Origin of the sequence: Sphingomonas sp. TX0543 (assembly GCF_048565505.1) — a bacterium.
Lineage (GTDB): Bacteria > Pseudomonadota > Alphaproteobacteria > Sphingomonadales > Sphingomonadaceae > Sphingomonas.
In genome coordinates this window covers 505409-523380 of record NZ_JBLZUS010000002.1, presented here as the reverse complement: position 1 = coordinate 523380, position 17972 = coordinate 505409, and the positions used below count along the sequence as shown (strand labels likewise).

At 67.3% G+C, this 17972-nt stretch carries 22 protein-coding genes; 11 read left to right on the top strand and 11 right to left on the bottom strand.

Annotated elements, in window-relative coordinates:
- The first annotated feature begins 57 nt into the window (after nt 1-57).
- Both ACM61V_RS03160 and ACM61V_RS03155 read left to right on the top strand, forming a co-directional pair.
- Complete coding sequence (locus tag ACM61V_RS03160; protein ID WP_171007590.1) at nt 58-201, top strand: hypothetical protein; 144 nt, start codon at nt 58-60, stop codon at nt 199-201.
- Nucleotides 198-413, top strand: coding sequence for a hypothetical protein (locus tag ACM61V_RS03155; RefSeq protein WP_137787026.1), 216 nt, complete (start codon nt 198-200; stop codon nt 411-413). The genes ACM61V_RS03160 and ACM61V_RS03155 overlap by 4 nt, the downstream gene beginning before the upstream one ends.
- Before the next feature lie 54 nt (nt 414-467).
- Here ACM61V_RS03155 and ACM61V_RS03150 read toward each other — a convergent pair whose 3' ends face one another.
- The 6 genes from ACM61V_RS03150 to ACM61V_RS03125 all read right to left on the bottom strand — a co-directional run bounded on the left by ACM61V_RS03150 (nt 468) and on the right by ACM61V_RS03125 (nt 4961).
- Entirely contained in the window at nt 468-1916 is a 1449-nt protein-coding gene (locus ACM61V_RS03150) for an ammonium transporter (protein ID WP_137787027.1), read from the bottom strand.
- Between the two features lie 11 nt (nt 1917-1927).
- A complete protein-coding gene (locus ACM61V_RS03145) occupies nt 1928-2266 on the bottom strand; it encodes a P-II family nitrogen regulator (RefSeq protein WP_137787028.1) in 339 nt (112 codons plus the stop codon).
- A 146-nt stretch (nt 2267-2412) separates the two neighbouring features.
- Nucleotides 2413-2613, bottom strand: a complete 201-nt coding sequence (locus ACM61V_RS03140; RefSeq protein ID WP_419713800.1) for a DUF2007 domain-containing protein — start codon at nt 2611-2613, stop codon at nt 2413-2415.
- Nucleotides 2610-3170, bottom strand: a complete 561-nt coding sequence (locus tag ACM61V_RS03135) for a pyridoxamine 5'-phosphate oxidase family protein (RefSeq protein ID WP_137787029.1) — start codon at nt 3168-3170, stop codon at nt 2610-2612. Before ACM61V_RS03135 ends, ACM61V_RS03140 begins: the two co-directional genes overlap by 4 nt.
- An 89-nt stretch (nt 3171-3259) precedes the next feature.
- Nucleotides 3260-4684: a metalloprotease TldD gene (tldD, locus tag ACM61V_RS03130; RefSeq protein ID WP_419713799.1), complete on the bottom strand. Its 1425-nt coding sequence runs from the start codon at nt 4682-4684 to the stop codon at nt 3260-3262.
- A 46-nt stretch (nt 4685-4730) separates the two neighbouring features.
- Nucleotides 4731-4961, bottom strand: coding sequence for a zinc-finger domain-containing protein (locus ACM61V_RS03125; protein WP_137787031.1), 231 nt, complete (start codon nt 4959-4961; stop codon nt 4731-4733).
- Nucleotides 4962-5031: 70 nt separating this feature from the next.
- Between ACM61V_RS03125 and ACM61V_RS03120 the strand changes: the two genes are divergently transcribed.
- The gene (locus ACM61V_RS03120; RefSeq protein WP_137787032.1) at nt 5032-5955 is read left to right on the top strand and encodes an ABC transporter ATP-binding protein; all 924 of its coding nucleotides are present in this window, start codon (nt 5032-5034) and stop codon (nt 5953-5955) included.
- Between the two features lie 10 nt (nt 5956-5965).
- Here the strand turns inward: ACM61V_RS03120 and ACM61V_RS03115 are convergent, their stop codons facing one another.
- From ACM61V_RS03115 to hisG, 4 genes are read right to left on the bottom strand one after another with little or no spacing between them, the layout of a single operon-like run.
- On the bottom strand, nt 5966-6142 hold the full coding sequence (locus ACM61V_RS03115; protein WP_137787033.1) for a DUF4169 family protein: 177 nt from the start codon (nt 6140-6142) through the stop codon (nt 5966-5968).
- Nucleotides 6142-6594 (bottom strand): transcription antitermination factor NusB, encoded by a 453-nt coding sequence (gene nusB / locus ACM61V_RS03110; protein WP_137787034.1) that lies wholly within the window; start codon nt 6592-6594, stop codon nt 6142-6144. Before nusB ends, ACM61V_RS03115 begins: the two co-directional genes overlap by 1 nt.
- 34 nt (nt 6595-6628) lie before the next feature.
- Nucleotides 6629-7921: a histidinol dehydrogenase gene (gene hisD / locus ACM61V_RS03105; protein ID WP_137787035.1), complete on the bottom strand. Its 1293-nt coding sequence runs from the start codon at nt 7919-7921 to the stop codon at nt 6629-6631.
- The gene (hisG, locus tag ACM61V_RS03100) at nt 7918-8568 is read right to left on the bottom strand and encodes an ATP phosphoribosyltransferase (RefSeq protein WP_137787036.1); all 651 of its coding nucleotides are present in this window, start codon (nt 8566-8568) and stop codon (nt 7918-7920) included. The genes hisD and hisG overlap by 4 nt, the downstream gene beginning before the upstream one ends.
- A gap of 60 nt (nt 8569-8628) precedes the next feature.
- On the opposite strand from hisG, the gene ACM61V_RS03095 reads away from it, so the two are divergent.
- From ACM61V_RS03095 to ACM61V_RS03060, 8 genes are all read left to right on the top strand, one after another.
- Nucleotides 8629-9732 (top strand): DUF2332 domain-containing protein, encoded by a 1104-nt coding sequence (locus ACM61V_RS03095; protein WP_137787037.1) that lies wholly within the window; start codon nt 8629-8631, stop codon nt 9730-9732.
- Between the two features lie 2 nt (nt 9733-9734).
- A complete protein-coding gene (locus ACM61V_RS03090) occupies nt 9735-9989 on the top strand; it encodes a hypothetical protein (RefSeq protein ID WP_137787038.1) in 255 nt (84 codons plus the stop codon).
- 73 nt (nt 9990-10062) lie between these two features.
- The gene (rpmI, locus tag ACM61V_RS03085) at nt 10063-10266 is read left to right on the top strand and encodes a 50S ribosomal protein L35 (RefSeq protein WP_066489358.1); all 204 of its coding nucleotides are present in this window, start codon (nt 10063-10065) and stop codon (nt 10264-10266) included.
- A 13-nt stretch (nt 10267-10279) separates the two neighbouring features.
- Nucleotides 10280-10645 (top strand): 50S ribosomal protein L20, encoded by a 366-nt coding sequence (gene rplT / locus ACM61V_RS03080; RefSeq protein ID WP_137787039.1) that lies wholly within the window; start codon nt 10280-10282, stop codon nt 10643-10645.
- Nucleotides 10646-10759: 114 nt separating this feature from the next.
- On the top strand, nt 10760-11842 hold the full coding sequence (pheS, locus tag ACM61V_RS03075) for a phenylalanine--tRNA ligase subunit alpha (protein WP_137787040.1): 1083 nt from the start codon (nt 10760-10762) through the stop codon (nt 11840-11842).
- Complete coding sequence (pheT, locus tag ACM61V_RS03070) at nt 11839-14226, top strand: phenylalanine--tRNA ligase subunit beta (protein WP_137787041.1); 2388 nt, start codon at nt 11839-11841, stop codon at nt 14224-14226. Before pheS ends, pheT begins: the two co-directional genes overlap by 4 nt.
- Nucleotides 14219-15100 (top strand): aldose 1-epimerase family protein, encoded by an 882-nt coding sequence (locus ACM61V_RS03065; RefSeq protein WP_419713798.1) that lies wholly within the window; start codon nt 14219-14221, stop codon nt 15098-15100. The genes pheT and ACM61V_RS03065 overlap by 8 nt, the downstream gene beginning before the upstream one ends.
- 52 nt (nt 15101-15152) lie before the next feature.
- Nucleotides 15153-16679 carry a peptide chain release factor 3 gene (locus ACM61V_RS03060; RefSeq protein ID WP_419713797.1) on the top strand — a complete coding sequence of 509 codons (1527 nt, stop codon included), beginning with the start codon at nt 15153-15155 and terminating at the stop codon, nt 16677-16679.
- A 3-nt stretch (nt 16680-16682) separates the two neighbouring features.
- Here ACM61V_RS03060 and ACM61V_RS03055 read toward each other — a convergent pair whose 3' ends face one another.
- A complete protein-coding gene (locus ACM61V_RS03055) occupies nt 16683-17942 on the bottom strand; it encodes a spinster family MFS transporter (protein ID WP_137787044.1) in 1260 nt (419 codons plus the stop codon).
- Nucleotides 17943-17972: the final 30 nt, after the last annotated feature.

Here is a 17972-nt window from a genome sequence, read left to right as displayed (position 1 = left end):
GTCTGACGGCGGGATGAGCCGCGAAAGCTCTGCACACTATCACCGCCTCATTTCGCGATGGAGCCGCCGTTCTACAAAGGGCGGTCGCACGAGCGCTACAAGATCGAGAGGCTGATGCCGGGCGCAGCCGATCGGATGGCCATCCATCGCATCATCCATGACGAACCGGTCGCCGGGATGTGTGGCCTGAATCGCGCGTGATCTACCGCGAGGCGATTGCGCGCTGGGTTTCGGCCTGCGCGCAAGCGGCGATTGTCGGCTGCACCGGGATAATGTTGCTGATCTGCTCCGAGGGCAGCGCGGTGCCGTTGTTCGACACCACGACATTGCATGCCGAAGCGATCGCGACGCTGGCTTTGGCCGAAACGGGCGCCGGAATGAAAAAGTGCCCGGTGTCTGCACACCGGGCATAGGATCGTCCGCAGGAGGAACAACGTGGGGGGCGGGCGCCGCCCGCCCCGATCCGTTCAATAATGGTAGGCCCGCTCGCCATGTTCGGCGATGTCGAGGCCCTCGCGTTCGACATCGGCGGTCGGGCGCATGCCCCAGAGCTTGTCGATCACGAAGAAGAGGACCGCCGCGCCGACGCCGGACCAGACGAGGGTGATGAGAACCCCCTGAAGCTGGATCCAGAGCTGGCCGAGCATGTCGTAGCTGCCCGCCACCATCGTGCCCGGCTTGGTCGAATAGTCGGCAATGCCCTGCCCGCCGAGGCTCGGCGCGACGAGGATGCCCGTCGCCAGCGCGCCGGTGATCCCGCCGATGCAGTGGACGCCGAAAACGTCGAGGCTGTCATCGTAACCGAACTTCGACTTCACCGTGGAGACGAAGAAGAAACAGATCGGCGAGACGATGAGGCCCAGTACCACCGAACCCATCGGCCCGGCGAAGCCGGATGCGGGTGTTACCGCGACAAGGCCGGCGACCACGCCCGACGCCGCGCCGAGCAGCGAGGGCTTGCCACGCACGATCTGTTCCACCAGCAGCCAGGAGAGGCCGGCGGCGGCGGTAGCGACGAAGGTATTGATGAATGCGACCGCGGTGACGCCGTTCGCTTCCAGGTTCGACCCGGCATTGAACCCGAACCAGCCCACCCACAGCAGCGAGGCGCCGATCATGGTCATGGTCAGGGAGTGCGGCGGCATCGCCTCCTTCGGGAAGCCGATCCGCTTGCCGAGCAGGATGCAGAGGACGAGGCCGGTGATGCCGGCGTTGATGTGCACCACCGTGCCGCCCGCGAAATCGAGCGCGCCCTTCTGGAACAGGTAGCCAGCGTCGAGATTCTGCGCCGTGAGCGCGTTCGCGCCCTTGAGCGCGGCGGCGGCGATCGCGTCCGGGCCGCCCCAATACCACACCATGTGCGCGATCGGGAAATAGACGAGCGTCACCCACAGCGCGGTGAAGAGCATCAGCGGCGAAAATCTGACCCGCTCGGCCACTGAGCCAATGAACAGCGCCGGCGTGATGCAGGCGAAGGTCATCTGGAAACAGATATAGGCAAGCTCGGGAACATAGACCCCGTTCGAGAAGGTCGCCGCCTGGCTGTTGGCGTCGACGCCCATCAGAAGCGCTTTTGAGAGGCCGCCGAAGAACGCGTTCCCGCCGGTGAACGCGATCGAATAGCCGTAGGTCACCCAGATCACCGCCACCATGCAGACGATCATCAACACCTGGGTGAGGACGCTCAGCATGTTCTTGGTGCGCACCAGGCCGCCGTAGAACAGCGCGAGCCCCGGCACCGACATCATCAGGACGAGCAGCGAGGAGACGAGCAGCCAGGCGGTATCGCCCTTGTTCACCGTCGCCGGCGGGATCGGGGAGGCCGCGGCCGCGACCGGCTGGGCCCAGGCGGGCGCGGCGGCAACGGCGACCGCCGCGACCAGGCCTAGCCCGAGGAATTTCGTGCTTTGCTTCATCATATCCCCCTTCACAGCGCGGTATCGTCGGTTTCGCCGGTGCGGATACGCACGGCATGGCCGACATCGAGGACGAAGATCTTGCCGTCGCCGATGGCGCCGGTGTTGGCGGTCGTCTGGATCGTTTCCACGACGCGGTCCGCGATCGACGAGGGACAGACCACCTCGATGCGGATTTTCGGCACCATGTTGGTGCTGTATTCGGCCCCCCGGTAGATTTCGGTCTGGCCCTTCTGGCGGCCGAACCCTTTGACCTCGGTGACCGTCATGCCGGCAACGCCCAATGTCGTGAGGGCTTCCCTCACGTCTTCGAGCTTGAACGGCTTGATGATGGCAATAACCAGCTTCATCACGCGCCCCCTTCGGATTACCCGCAGGAGCGCTTCGCAACTGTCGTGCCAGATGGCGAAACGATGATGCTTCAGGCTTTGTTAGGGTTTGTCACGCCCAGACCGCGCGACAAGTTTTTGTGCAGTCGCGAAACGCTGCCCAAGAATCAGGCAGCACCCACCACGCGGCGCGCGATATCGAGATCCTCGGCATCGACCATCACGCGCACCGGGATCAGCAACCAGCTTCCGTCCGCGATGCTCGCGCCCTGATCGAAGGCCATGGCCGGAATGCCCTCGCTCTCCAGGCGGCCGACGAGGATATTGGCGAGGTTCCGGTCGTAACGGCCAAGTTCGACGAGGCTCACGCCTTCACCCGCGGGATCTCGGATTGCACGCGCACGGGCAGCCCGTCGATACTGCGCGTGCGCCCGGCGATCTTGGCGAGCCGCGGGCCCTGCTCCTGTTGCGCATGATATTTGACCAGGGTCTGCCGCTCCGCCGCGAGCGTCATGCGCGGCACACCCCAGCCGCACGATGTCTGCACGCTGTCCACCGCGATGACGAACACCTGCCGCTGTCCCGGCAGCGGCGGAAAATGGGCGGCAAGCGCGGCATAGCCTTCATCCCCGGCGACGACGAACCGGCCGCGCCCGTAGATGCGCAGGATCAACGCCGGATTGTCGAAGGCGCAGAACATGATGGTGATGCGTCCGTCGGCGGCCAGATGCGCCTGGGTTTCGTTTCCCGATCCGCCCAGATCGAGATAGGCCACCGTGCCCGGATCGAGCACGCGGAACGTATCCATCCCCTTGGGGCTCAGGTTGATCCGCGCGCCGTCCGCCGCCGTCGCGACGAAGAAGACCGGCTGTCTGCCGATGAATGCGCGATGCTCGTCATCGAGCGCGGGAAAGAAATCGGACATCCAGCCTCTCCTCATGAGCGCGCAAGCGCGCGCAACGCGCTATGGCACCGGGGCGCCGGTTGCCGCTCGGCTGGCCTCGCGTGCCGCCCTCAGGCCGCCGTCCCGCCGACCGTCAGCCCCGAAACCAGCAACGTCGGCTGACCGACGCCGGCGGGCACGCTCTGCCCGCCCTTGCCGCACATGCCGATGCCCTCGTCGAGCGCAAAATCATTGCCGACGCCGAGCACCTTGGTCAGCACGGTCGGGCCGTCCCCTATCAGCGTCGCGCCCTTGATCGGCGCGCCGAGCCTGCCGTCCTCGATCTTGTAGGCCTCGGTGCACGAAAAGACGAACTTGCCCGAAACGATATCCACCTGCCCGCCGCCGAAGGATTTGGCGAAGATGCCGTTCTTCACTCGGCCGAGCAGCTCGGCGGGATCGTCGCTGCCACCCTTCATGAAGGTGTTGGTCATGCGCGGCATGGGTGCATGGGCGAAGCTTTCGCGCCGCCCGTTCCCGGTGGGGGCCACGCCCATCAGCCGCGCGTTGAGGCGATCCTGCATATAGCCCTTGAGGATGCCGTCCTCGATCAACACCGTTTCGCCGGTCGGCGTCCCCTCGTCGTCGATCGACAGGCTACCGCGCCGATCCTGGATCGAGCCATCGTCCACCACGGTCACGCCGCGCGCGGCGACCTGCTCGCCGATCCGGCCGGAGAAGGCGGACGTGCCCTTGCGATTGAAATCGCCCTCCAGCCCATGGCCGATCGCCTCGTGCAGCAACACGCCGGGCCAGCCTGGCCCCAGCAGGACGGTGAATTCACCCGCCGGCGCATCTACCGACTCGAGGTTCACCAATGCCTGTGCCAGCGCCTCGTCGATCGCGCGGTTCCACGTTTTCTCGTCGAAGAGCGAATCGTAGAGATACCGCCCACCGATTCCGAACGTTCCGGTCTCGCGCCGGCCGTTGTGTTCGACGACGATCTGGACGTTGAGACGCACCAGCGGGCGGACATCGGTGGCGACGAAGCCATCCGGCCGCACGATCTCCACGACGCTCCACGTGCCGGACAGCCCGACCGACACCTGCGCGACGCGCGGATCGCGCGCGCGCGCGGCGGCGTCGATCGCCTGACACAGATTCACCTTGTCGGCGAACCGGACGAGATCGAGCGGATCGGCGTCGGTATAGAGGTGGCGGTTGGTGCCCTGCGGGGGCGGGGCCTTCGCGCCTTTCGCGGGATCGATCAACGCCATCGTTTCGGCGGCGCGCCTGATCGCCGAGTCGGACAGTTCGTTGGCGTGGGCGAACGCCGTCATCTCGCCTGAAACGGCGCGCAGGCCGAAACCGGAATGCGTGTCGTAACTCGCCGTCTTCAGCCGCCCGTCATCGAAGCCGAAGGCCTCCGATTTGCGATATTGCAGATACAGCTCGCCATCGTCGGCGGCGGCCAGCGCATTGGCGGTGAGTCGCTTCGCGGCCTCGGGGTCGAGTGTGTCGCGGTAGATGAACGAGCGTGGATCGGTTGCGGTCATTACCGATAGATAGGCGCGAAACGCGCCACGGCAAAGCCGCCGCGGTTCACCGCCCCGCCGCGTCGCCGTGATCGGGGAGGGTGGACTGGTCCGCGCCGTCCGCCGGGCCGCCGATCAGCACGAAGCGGCGGTCGCAATAGCCGCAGTCGGTATAGCCCGTATCGTCGATCTCCAGCCACACGCGCGGATGGCCGAGCGCGGCTGGAATGCCGTCATGCGCGCCATCACAGGCGACGCGGCGGTGGGAGACGCGGGTGACTTCGGGTGGCGGCAACATGGTTCGCGCGATTAGCAAGGCGCGCGCGCCCTAGCAATCATTTGCGGTCAGCCGTAAACGCAGACGCATCATGACAGAAGCCGCCATCGCCATCCGGAATTTCTGCAAGACCTATGAGGGCGGCAAGCGCGCGCTCGACGATGTGACGTTCGATGTTCCCGCCGGCGAAATCTTCGGCCTGCTCGGCCCGAACGGCGCGGGCAAATCCACGCTCATCAATATCCTCGCCGGGCTGGTGCGCAAGACGAGCGGCACCGCCGCAATCTGGGGCTTCGATATCGATCAGCATCCGCGCAATGCCAAGGCGTCGATCGGGATCGTCAATCAGGAGATCCTGTTCGATCCCTTCTTCACCCCGCTGGAGACGCTGGAAATACAGGCCGGGCTGTACGGCCTCCCCAAGGCGCAGCGGCATTCGATGGATCTGCTGCGCGCGGTGCATCTGGAAGACAAGGCCAACGCCTATGCCCGCACGCTTTCAGGGGGCATGAAGCGGCGGTTGATGGTGGCGAAGGCGATGGTGCATTCGCCGCCGGTGTTGGTGCTCGATGAGCCGACCGCCGGCGTCGACATCGAACTGCGCCAGCAATTGTGGAGTTACGTCCGCCATCTTAACGATCAGGGCGTCACCGTGGTACTGACCACGCATTATCTCGAGGAAGCGGAGGAGCTCTGCGACCGGATCGCGATCATCAACCACGGCAGGCTCATCGCCAACGAGCCGACGCGCGAACTGGTCGGCAAGGCGCAGGAGAAGATCGTCGCGGTCACTGTCGACCGCGATCTCACCGAAGCGCCGCAATCCTCCAGCTTCGGCAAGATCGTGCTCAAGGGCGCCCGGACGCTCGAAATCACCTATCAGAAGGACAAGGTGAATGCCGGGCAGGTGCTCGCGGCGGTGCAGGGCGCCGGGCTGGGGATCGTCGACGTTTCGACCAAGGAAGCCGATCTGGAGGATGTGTTCCTCAACCTGACACGCGCGGCCAACGCCTGATCAGCGCGGGCTAATCCTCGCGCCTGGCCCCGTCGAGTGCGCGGTCGACGCGTTCGCGCTCGATTCGGCTCGCCGCTTTCTCCGCTTTCGTCCGGCCGAACGCATTGCGATTCGCGGCGGCGATCGCCTCTCCGGCCGCGCGCCGTCTCGCCTTGCGCGCCAGCCGGAGGTTGACGACTTCGCCCATCAGGCCCGCACGTCCTTCGCGATCGCATCCAGCAGACCGTTGACGAAGCCGGCCTCGCGCCGGTCGTAGAAGGCGTGCGCGACATCGACATACTCGCTGATCGCCGTGCCGACCGCGACATCCTTGCGCGCCAGCAGCTCGTATGTGCCGCACCGCAGGATCGCCTTCATCGGCTTGTCGAGCCGCGCGAGCGTCCAACCCTGCAGCTTCGGCTCGATCAGCAGGTCGATCTCTCCGGCGCGCGCGGTGGCGCCCTGCACGATATCGTCGAAGAACTGCTCGTCCGCCTCGGCATATTCGACGCCTTCGATCGTCGCGCCCAGCCGGTGCTGGTGGAATTCGTGAAGCAGCGTGGGGACGGGCGTCTTTTCCATCTCGTGCTGGTAAAGCGCCTGGACGGCGGCGAGGCGCGCGGCGGCGCGGGCCTTTGATCGTGCTGCGGTACGGGACATGGGGCAGAGCCTTTAGGCGTGAGACGCGCCCGCGTCACCCCTTGGCGAGTCGCAGGGCCACCGAGGCGGCGTGTGCGGGCAGCCCCTCCGCATGAGCAAGCGCCACCGTCGCCGGGCCGAGCTGCTCCAGCGCGGCGGCGTCCAGCTCCAGAAAGCTCGTCCGCTTCATGAAATCGGTGACGCCGAGCCCGCTGGCGAAGCGCGCGCGGCGCCCGGTGGGGAGGACGTGATTCGGCCCGGCGACGTAATCGCCGATCGCTTCCGGCGTATGGCGCCCGAGGAAGGCGGAGCCGGCGTGGCGCAGCCGGTCGAACAGCGCGCGCGGATCGTCGGTGGCGATCTCGACATGCTCGGGCGCGAGCGCATCGGTGAGCGCGCAGGCATCGGCAAGCGCAGGCACCAGGATGATCGCGCCGTTCGCCTCCCAGGCGATGCGCGCGGTCTGCCCGGTCGCCAGCGTCGCGAGCTGCCGCTCCACCGCGTCCGCGACGCGATCGGCGAACGCGGCATCGTCGGTGAACAGGATGGACTGCGTGGTCACGTCATGCTCGGCCTGGCTGAGCAGATCGGCGGCGATCCATTCGGGATCGTTCGCGCCATCGCCGATCACGACGATCTCGCTCGGCCCCGCCACCATATCGATGCCGACGACGCCGAAGACCTGCCGCTTGGCCTCCGCGACCCAGGCGTTGCCGGGGCCGGTGACGACATCGACGCGCGCGATCCGTTCCGTGCCCCAGGCGAGCGCGGCGATCGCCTGCGCGCCGCCGATTCGCCACACTTCGTCCGCGCCCGCCAGATGCGCGGCGGCGAGCACGAGCGGATTGACCACGCCATCGGGTGTCGGCGTCACCACCACCAGCCGCTCGACCCCTGCCACCTTCGCGGGGATCGCGTTCATCAGCAGCGTGGAAGGGTAGGCCGCCCGCCCGCCGGGGACATAGACCCCCGCCGCATCCACCGCCCGCCACCGCGCGCCGAGCCGCACGCCTGCTTCGTCGGTGAAGGCGAGATCGCCGGGCCGCTGCTTTTCATGATAGGCCCGGATCCGCGACGCCGCGAGCTCGAGCGCGTCGCGCAGCTCCGGCGTGAGCGCCGCGAACGCCGCCGCGCATTCGCTCGCGGATATGCTCCATCCGGTCGCGTCGAGATCGTGCCGGTCGAACTTCCGGGTGAAGTCGCGCAGCGCCGCATCGCCCCCGTCACGCACCGCCTTAAGGATCGCGGCAACGTCGCGCGCCACATCGGCGTCCGCCTCGCGCCGTGCATCGACGAGCGCCGCGAAATCCGCCGCGAATGACGGCGCCGAAGCGTCGAGCCGGATCACGCTTCCACCGCGCGGCGGAAGGCCTCGACCAGCGGGACCACGCCGGCGCGCGTCTTCATCGCGGCGCGGTTGACGATCAGGCGTGAGGAAACCTGCATGATCTCCTCGACCTCGACGAGCCCGTTTTCCTTGAGCGTGCGGCCCGATGAGACGAGATCGACGATGCGCGGCGCAAGGCCCAGCGTCGGCGCCAGCTCCATCGCGCCGTTGAGCTTGATGCACTCGGCCTGCACGCCGCGCCGCGCGAAATGCTCGGCCGTCACATGCGGGTATTTGGTCGCGACGCGCACATGGCTCCAGCCGCGCGGGTCGTCGCGCTTCGCCAGTTCGGCCGGCTCGGCGACCGACAGCCTGCAATGGCCGATGGCGAGATCGACCGGGGCATAAAGCTCGGAATAGGCGAATTCCGCCAGCACGTCCGATCCGACGATGCCAAGCTGGGCCGCGCCGTGCGCAACGAAGGTGGCGACGTCGAATGCGCGGACGCGGATCAGCTCGATCGTCGGGGTTTCGGTGCGGAAGCGCAGCGCCCGGCTGTCCTCGTCGGCGAACGCGGATTCGGGCACGATACCGGCGCGCGCGAGCAGCGGCAGCGCCTCGCTCAGGATGCGGCCCTTGGGGACGGCGATGACGATCGGTTCGCTCACGGGCGCGGCCTTTACGCGGGGGGCGCTGGCGGCGCAATACAAGCGCAGGAGGGCGGCCCGATGGCGACCGAGATGGAAGTGCGCGAGGCGTTTCGCATTCAGGAGTTCTATTGCCGGCAGATGGATGCGCCGATGTATGCGCGATTGTGCGCGGCGATCGCTCAGGGGCTGACGCGGGAAAGCCGCACCGGCGCGCGCGTGCTGGATTGGCCGGGGGAGCCGACGCGGGACGCGCTGCCGCTGCGCCTGTGCGGCGGGCTGCATGCATTGGTGCGGGAGCGGAAGGACGCGCGGCTGGCGGCGATCTTCTCCGGCGAGATTGCCGAGCCGGTGTCGATCGCGGCGGCGCTCAATGCTGCGCTGGTCGCGCACGACGATGCGCTGCTGCCGTGGCTCGACGGGCCGCCGCAGACCAACGAGCCGGGGCGGTCCGGCGCGCTGATGCTGGGCCTCATGGAGATCGCCCGGCGGCACGCGCCCGCGATCGAGCTGCTCGAGATCGGATCGAGCGCGGGGCTGAACCTGCTGATCGATCGCTACGCCTTCGATCTCGGCGGGGTGGCGATGGGGCCGGCCGATTCGCCTGTTACGATCCGCCCGGAATGGCGCGGCGAGGCGCCCGCGCCGGTGCGGGTGGAGTTCGTCTCGGTGCGCGGCTGCGACGTGCAGCCGCTGGATGCGACCGATCCGGCGGTGGCGGCGCGGCTGCTCGCTTATGTCTGGCCCGAGACGCCGGCGCGGGCGGAGCGGCTCGGCCATGCGATTGCGATGCAGCGCGCGCGCGGCGTCGATCTGGCGCATGCCGATGCCGCCGACTGGCTGGAGGCCCGGCTGGCGGAGCCGCAGGCGGCGGGCGTGACCCGCGTGCTGATGCACTCTGTGGTGTGGCAGTATCTGCCGGAGGAGGTGGCGAATCGCATCCGCGCCGCGATGGCGGCGGCGGGCGCACGGGCGACGGCGGCGCGCCCGCTCGGCTGGGTAATGATGGAGCCGAATCGCGCTTTCGCGCATCAGGTCGTTCGCGTGCGGAGCTGGCCGGGGCATGATGAATGGACGGTGCTCGCGACTGCGCACGCCCATGGCACATGGATCGGGAACGGCATTTTCGACGAGGATCGCCGGACGTTCGATCTTCCCGATTCGGCAAAGGTGGAGCCGGGCTGAGCATGGCCGTCGGCGATCCGCTCTTCCGGTTAAGCGGGGCCAGCAGGCGCGATCCGGCGCGCTTGCTCGAAGGCGGCGGCAAGCGCATGCGGCCTGTGAAGCTGCGTTGCGGCGGCGCTATCGGCGAGGAACGTCTGGGTGAATTGATCGCGGCGGCGTATCTGGATGTGCGATCCAGGCTGAGCGACGAAGGCTGGCTCGACGCAGCCGGTTGCTTTTTTTGGCAGGCACGGCTAGGGGCGCCGCTTCCCGCGTGAGGATCATGACGAACGGCCCGGCCACAAGGGCTGCCGCGGCCGTTTTGACCTCGCCCGAACTGAAAGGATGAAAATGCCCAAGCTCAAGACCAAGAGCGGCGTCAAGAAGCGCTTCAAGCTCACCGCCACCGGCAAGCTGAAGCACGGCGTCGCCGGCAAGCGCCACCGCCTCATCAGCCACAACGGCAAGTACATTCGCCAGAACCGCGGGACGACCGTCCTGTCGAAGGCCGACACCGCCACGGTGAAAGCCTGGGCGCCGTACGGCCTGAACTGAGGGAGCTTAAGAGATGGCACGCGTCAAACGGGGTGTAACCACCCGCGCCAAGCACAAGAATATTCTGGAACAGGCCAAGGGCTACCGCGGCCGCCGCAAGAACACGATCCGCGTCGCGCGGCAGGCGGTCGAGAAGGCCGGCCAATATGCCTATCGTGACCGCAAGGTTAAGAAGCGGACTTTCCGTGGCCTGTGGATCCAGCGCATCAACGCCGGCGTCCGTGCGGAAGGGCTCAGCTATTCGCAGTTCATGCACGGTCTCAAGCTGGCCGGCATCGAGCTGGACCGGAAGGTGCTGGCCGATATCGCGATGCACGAGGGCGAGGCGTTCAGCGCTATTATCGCACAGGCAAAGGCGGCTCTGCCCCAAGCCGCCTGAAGCGGATTTGCGCAGACGGAAAACGGGGCGTCGGTGGTCTAGGCCACCGACGCCCTTTTCGTTATCGCCGCTTCAATCACTCGGGCGCCGTTCGCGCCGCATATCAGGATGATCATGGCTGATCTCGACCAATTGAAGACCGACCTGCTCGCCCGAGTCGAGGCGGCGACCACATCTGATGCGCTTGAGGCGATCCGCGTCGAGGCGCTGGGCAAGCAAGGCAGCGTCACGACGATGCTCAAGACTCTCGGTGGCATGTCTCCGGAGGAGCGGCAGGCGCACGGGCCGCGGGTTAACGGGCTGCGCGAGGCGGTTGCCAGCTTGATCGCTACCCGCAAGGCGGTGTTGGACGCGGCGGCGCTGGACGCGCGACTGGCAAGCGAGCGGCTGGACATGACGCTCCCGGTCGACGCCACGCCGGGTGGCACGATCCACCCTGTCAGCCAGGTGATGGACGAACTCGCGGAAATCTTCGCCGATCTCGGTTTCGCGGTGGCGACGGGGCCTGAGATCGAGGACGACTGGCATAATTTCACCGCGCTTAATATCCCGGAATCGCATCCGGCGCGCGCCATGCACGATACCTTTTATTTCCCCGAGCAAGCTGGGGCGGAGCGCAAGATGTTGCTGCGCACGCATACTTCGCCGGTGCAGATTCGCACGATGCTCAGCCAAAAGCCCCCGATCCGCATCATCGCGCCGGGCCGCACGTACCGTAGCGACAGCGATGCGACCCATACGCCGATGTTTCATCAGGTCGAGGGGCTGGTGATCGACAAAGGGATTACGCTGGGCCATCTCAAGTGGACGCTGGAGACCTTCCTCAAGGCCTTCTTCGAGCGAAACGATATCGTGCTGCGGCTGCGCCCAAGCTATTTTCCGTTCACCGAACCTTCGGCCGAAGTCGATGTGGGCTACACGCTCGAGAAGGGCAAGCGCGTGATCGGCGGCTCGGGAGGGGGCTGGATGGAGGTGTTGGGGTCGGGGATGGTCCACCCTGAGGTAATAGCAGCGTGCGGGCTGGACCCGGACGAGTGGCAGGGCTTTGCCTTCGGCTGCGGGATCGATCGGCTGGCGATGCTGAAATACGGCATGGACGACCTGCGCGCCTTCTTCGACGGCGACATCCGCTGGCTGAAACATTACGGATTCTCGGCGCTCGACGTGCCGACGCTGAGCGGGGGAGTCGGCGCATGAAGTTCACGCTGGGCTGGCTCAAGGAGCATCTCGAAACGCAGGCATCGCTCGACGACATCGTCGCGGCGCTGACGCGCATTGGCCTGGAGGTGGAGGCCGTCGACAATCCGGGCGAGAAGCTCGCCGCATTCCGCGTGGCGAAGGTGCTGACCGCCGAACGCCACCCGCAGGCGGACAAGCTTCAGGTGCTGTCGGTCGATGCGGGGGACGGGCCGCTGCAGGTGGTGTGCGGCGCGCCCAACGCGCGCGCGGGGCTCGTCGGCGTGTTCGGGATGCCGGGCGCGACGGTGCCGGCGAACGGCATGGTGCTGAAAGTCGCGGCGATTCGCGGGGTCGAATCGAACGGCATGATGTGCTCCAGCCGCGAACTGGAACTGGGCGACGAGCATGACGGGATCATCGAGCTGCCCGCCGACGCTCCGGTCGGCACGCCCTATCCCGCCTATGCCGGGCTGGACGATCCGGTGATCGATGTGGCGATCACGCCCAACCGGCAGGATTGCATGGGCGTGCGCGGCATTGCGCGCGATCTGGCGGCCGCGGGGCTTGGCACGATGCGCTCGCTCGCCGAGGTGTATCGAGTCGATCGAATCGCTCCGGTGGCGGGCGACGGCCCCGCGCCGGACGTGCGGATCGAGGACGCGGCTGGGTGCCCCGCCTTTTACGCGCAATGCGTTTCCGGCGTCACCAACGGCGCCGCGCCGCCGTGGATGCGAAGCAAGCTCACGGCGATCGGGCAGAAGCCGATTTCGGTGCTGGTCGATATCACCAACTTCGTCTCGATCGACCTTGGCCGTCCGTTGCACGTCTATGACCGCGCGAAGCTCCGCGGCGCGCTCGTCGCCCGCAAGGCGCGTGAGGGCGAGACGGTGCTCGCGCTGAACGGCAAGACCTATACGCTCGACGCGACGATGACCGTGATCGCGGACGAGCGCCAGGTCCATGACATCGGCGGCATCATGGGCGGCGAGGATTCGGGCGTTTCCGACGCCACGACCGACGTGCTGATCGAATGCGCCTATTTCGATCCCGATCATATCGCGCGCACCGGGCAGAAGCTGGCGCTGACCAGCGACGCGCGCCAGCGGTTCGAGCGCGGGGTGGACCCGGCGTTCCTGGAGGATGGCCTGGCCATCGCCACGCGGCTGGTGCTGGAGCATTGCGGCGGCACGGCGAGCGCGATCACGCGTGCGGGCGCAGCGCCGCTCGGCACGCGCAGCTACACATATGATCCGGCACGGGCGCAGACCTTGGGCGGCCTGGCGGTTGCGCCCGCGCGGCAGCGTGCGATCCTCGAATCGCTCGGTTTCACCGTGACCGACGATTGGCAGGTGACCCCGCCGACATGGCGGCGCGACGTGGTCGGCTCGGCCGATCTGGTCGAGGAAGTGATCCGTATCGAGGGCATCGACAACGTGCCCCCGGTGCCGCTGGCCCGCGCCCCCGGCGTTGCGCGACCGACCGCCACCCCCGAGCAGAAGCTGGAGCGGCGCGTGCGCCGCGCCGCTGCCGCGCGCGGGCTGGACGAGGCGGTGACGTGGAGCTTCCTTGCCGAGAAGGAAGCGGCGGCGTTCGGCGGCGGCGCATGGACGCTTGCCAACCCGATCAGCGAGGATCTGAAGGTCATGCGGCCGTCGCTGCTGCCGGGCCTGCTTTCGGCGGCGGCGCGCAATGTGAAGCGCGGGGCGGGCAGCGTGCGGCTGTTCGAGATCGGGCGGCGTTACCTTGCCGATGCGGAACGGCCGACGCTGGGCATGGTGCTGGCTGGGGAACGCCGCCAGCGCGGCTGGCGCGAGGGGAAGGCCGCCGCGTTCGATGCCTTTGACGCCAAGGCGGAAGCGCTGGCGCTGCTGGCTGCGGCGGGTGCGCCGGTCGACAACCTCCAGGTATTCGGCGAGGCGGGCGAGGCGTGGCATCCGGGCCAGTCGGGCACGTTGCGGCTGGGGCCGAAGACGGTGCTGGCCGCCTTCGGAATGCTACACCCACGCACGACACGGGCGTTCGACCTCGACGGCGCGGTCGCGGCGGTGGAACTGTATCTCGACGCATTGCCGGCCAAGCGCGGCGCCCAGGGCTTCATGCGGCCGGCGTATGCGCCGCCCGCGCTGCAGCCGGTGCGGCGCGATTTCGCGTTTCTCGTGCCCGATGAGGTGAGCGCCGATGCACTCGCCCGCGCGGCGAAGGGCGCGGACAAGGCGGCGATAGCCTCCGCGCGCGTGTTCGACGTCTTCACCGGCGCCGGCGTGGAGGATGGCAAAAAGTCGGTTGCGCTGGAGGTCGTGCTCCAGCCGGGTGAGAAAAGCTTTACCGATCCCGAACTGAAGGCGATCGCCGAGAAGGTGATCGCCGCCGTGGCGAAACAGGGGGCGAGCCTGCGTGGCTGAATGGGTTGTGATCGCAGGCGACGGGCTGACGGCGGCGATCAATCCGCTCGGCGCGGAACTGTCGTCCCTGAAGGACGCTGACGGTCGCGAATTGATGACCGATGCGGATCCGGCGTTCTGGACCGGTCGCGCGCCGTTGCTGTTCCCGGTGGTCGGCAAACCGGCGGGCGAGACGATTCGCGTCGATGGCCGCGCCTATGCGATGAAGCAGCACGGCTTCGCGCGGCGGATGTCGTTCGCGGTGGCGGCGCGGGCGGCGGACCGCGTGACCTTCGTGCTGACCGATACGGCCGAGACGCGCGCCTGCTACCCGTTCGCTTTCCGGCTGGAGGTGACGTTTCGGATCGAGCGCGCGGCGCTTCATGTCGAGGTTTCGATCGACAATCCCGGCGACGTGCCGCTGCCGGCGAGCTTCGGCTTTCACCCTGCCTTCGCCTGGCCGCTGCCCGGCGGCGGGGCGAAGGAGGCGCATCGCATCGTCTTCGCCGCAGCCGAGCCGGCGCCGCTGCGCCAGATCGACGGCGACGGCCAGATCGCGCCCGATCTGCGCCCGTCGCCGCTCGACGGCCGCATGCTCGCGCTGCGCGATGCGCTGTTCGCCAAGGACGCGCTGATCTGGGACCGGCTTCATTCCGAAAGCGTGATCTATCACGGCGATGGCGGCCCCCGGCTGGAGATCGCCTTTCCCGATACGCCGATGCTGGGCATCTGGACCAAGCCGGGCGCGCATTTCGTCTGTATCGAGCCGTGGCATGGCATCGCCGATCCCGCCGGTTTTGCGGGCGAGTTTCGCGACAAGCCCGGCGTTTTCGAGGTCGCGCCCGGCGCGGCGAAGCGGATCTCGATGCGGGTGACGTTGCTGGCCGAATCGTAACCGGGGCGCCGTGCACTCCCGCGATTGTTCCAGTTTTTTTGAAAGCCCCGTCATGACCTCTCCCCGCCGCACCTTCGCGATCATCTCCCATCCTGACGCGGGCAAGACCACGCTTACCGAAAAGCTGCTCTATGTCGGCGGCGCGATCCACCTTGCCGGCGAGGTGAAGGCGCGCGGGGCGAACCGGCGCGCGCGATCGGACTGGATGAAGATCGAGCAGCAGCGCGGCATCTCGGTCACCTCGTCGGTGATGACGTTCGAGAAGGACGGGGTGACGTTCAACCTGCTCGACACGCCGGGGCACGAGGATTTCAGCGAAGATACCTATCGCACGCTGACGGCAGTGGATTCGGCGGTGATGGTGATCGATGCGGCGCGCGGCATCGAAAGCCAGACGCGCAAATTGTTCGAGGTGTGCCGGCTGCGCTCGGTGCCGATCATCACCTTCATCAACAAGGTCGATCGCGAGGGGCGCGCGCCATTCGAGCTGCTCGACGAGGTGGCGGACATGCTCGCGCTGGATGTCGCGCCGATGAGCTGGCCCGTCGGCATGGGCGGCACGTTCGAAGGCATCCTCGATCTGCGCCGCTGGTCGATCAGCCGGCCGGAGGGCGACAGCCGCAATTTCCAGGGCAAGGTGGATGCCGAGCCGGTGCTGCCGGACGCGGTGCGCGAGGAGATCGAACTGGCGCAGGCAGGCTACGCCGAATTCGACGCGGAAGCCTATCGCAACGGCGATCTCACGCCGGTCTATTTCGGTTCGGCGCTCAAGGATTTCGGGCCGGCCGAGCTGATCGCCGCGCTTGCCGAATACGCGCCGAGCCCGCGCCCGCAGCCGGCCGAGCCGGCTCCGGTGAGGCCGGAGGAGAAGGAGGTCACCGGCTTCGTCTTCAAGGTACAGGCCAATATGGACCCGCAGCACCGCGACCGGATCGCGTTCATGCGGCTGTGCTCCGGCACGTTCAAGCGCGGCATGAAGCTGACCCCGACCGGCCATGGCAAGCCGATCGCGGTGCATTCGCCGATCCTGTTCTTCGCGCAGGACCGCGAGATCGCCGACGAGGCGTTTCCCGGAGACATCATCGGCATCCCCAACCATGGCACGCTGCGCGTGGGAGACACGCTATCGGAAAAGGCGGACGTGCGCTTCACGGGCCTGCCCAATTTCGCACCCGAGATCCTGCGCCGCGTGGTGCTGAAGGATCCGACCAAGACCAAGCAGCTCCGCAAGGCGCTGGACGACATGGCCGAGGAGGGCGTGACGCAGGTGTTCTATCCGGAAATCGGATCGAACTGGATCATCGGCGTGGTGGGGCAGCTCCAGCTCGACGTGCTGATTTCGCGGCTGGAGGCGGAATACAAGGTCGCGGCGGGGCTGGAGGCCGCGCCGTTCGACACCGCCCGCTGGGTATCGAGCGACGATGCGGCGGCGCTGAAGGACTTCGCCGATATCAACCGCGCCGCGCTGGCGAAGGACCGGGACGGCAACCCCGTATTCCTGGCCAAGAGCGCGTGGGAGGTGAATTATATCGCCGATCGCTATCCGAAGGTGACGTTCGCGGCCACGCGGGAGCGGTAGGCCTCAGGCGGGCTGCTCGATCCACCCCCGGCGCAGCGAGCGGACCGCCAGCAGCCCGAGCACTGCCGCGACCACATAGAAACCGACGCCGATGATCGCGGCATAGCGCAGCGAATCGTCCCCATATTGCGCCTTCAGCCCGACCGAGATCGCGCCGAGCAGCCACGGCCCGATGCCCAGCCCGATCAAATTGTTGATGAACAGAAACGCGCCGGAGGCACTGGCGCGCATCTGTGGCGGGGCGAGATTCTGAACGGCGGTGTTGATCGGGCCGAGCCACATTATGTTGAGCGCATTGGGGATCAGCAGGCACGCCCAGGCAAGCATCGGCGAGGGGCTGAGCAGCCCGAGCGCGAAGGTGGGCGCGGTAACGAGCCACGCATAGGCCGGGAGCTTCACGTACCAGCCGCGATCGCCCCGGCCGAGCCGGTCGGCCAGCACCCCGCCGAGAAACACCCCGCTCGCGCCGCCGATCAGCAACAATGATCCCATGAACTGGCCGACCGTGATGAGGCCCCAGTCGAAGCGCAGCATCAGGATCTTCGGCACCCATAGCGCCAGGCCATATCCCGCGAGCGAGCTGCATCCGGCGCCGAGCGCCATCAGCCAGAAGGCGGGCTTGGCCGCCAGAATTGGAAATACCGCGAACAGCGGCGTGCGCTCCACCGCCGCGACGGGTGCGGGATGTGGTCTGTCCTGCACAAGCCACAGGAAGAAGGGCGCGATCACGATGCCCGCAATGCCAACGATCATGAAGGCGACGCGCCAGTTGATCAGCGCGGCGATATAGGCCCCGAGCAGCACGCCGAAGGCCACCCCGATCGGGATGCCCATGGAATAGACCGCAAGCGCACGCGCGCGGCGCTCGATCGGATAATAATCCGCGATCAGCGCATAGGAGGGCGCAACGCCGCCGGCTTCGCCCACGCCGACCCCGAGCCGGTAGAGGAACAGATGCCAGAAATTGCCCGCGACGCCGCACAGCGCGGTAAAGGCGCTCCACACCACCAGCGATGCGCCGATCACCTTCGTCTTGCCGACGCGATCCGCCAGCAGTGCCAGCGGCACGCCAAGGCACGAATACAGCAGGGCAAAGGCGATGCCGCCGATTGCGCCGAACTGGGCGTCGTCCAGCCCCAGATCCTGCTGGATCGGCTTTGCGAGGATGCCGAGGATCTGCCGATCCAGGAAATTGAACGTATAGACCAGCAGCAGCATCGCCAGCACCAGACGCCGATAGCCCGGCCGTTCGCGATCGATCATTCCTCGCCCTCCCGAAAATGTGCGGGGCCG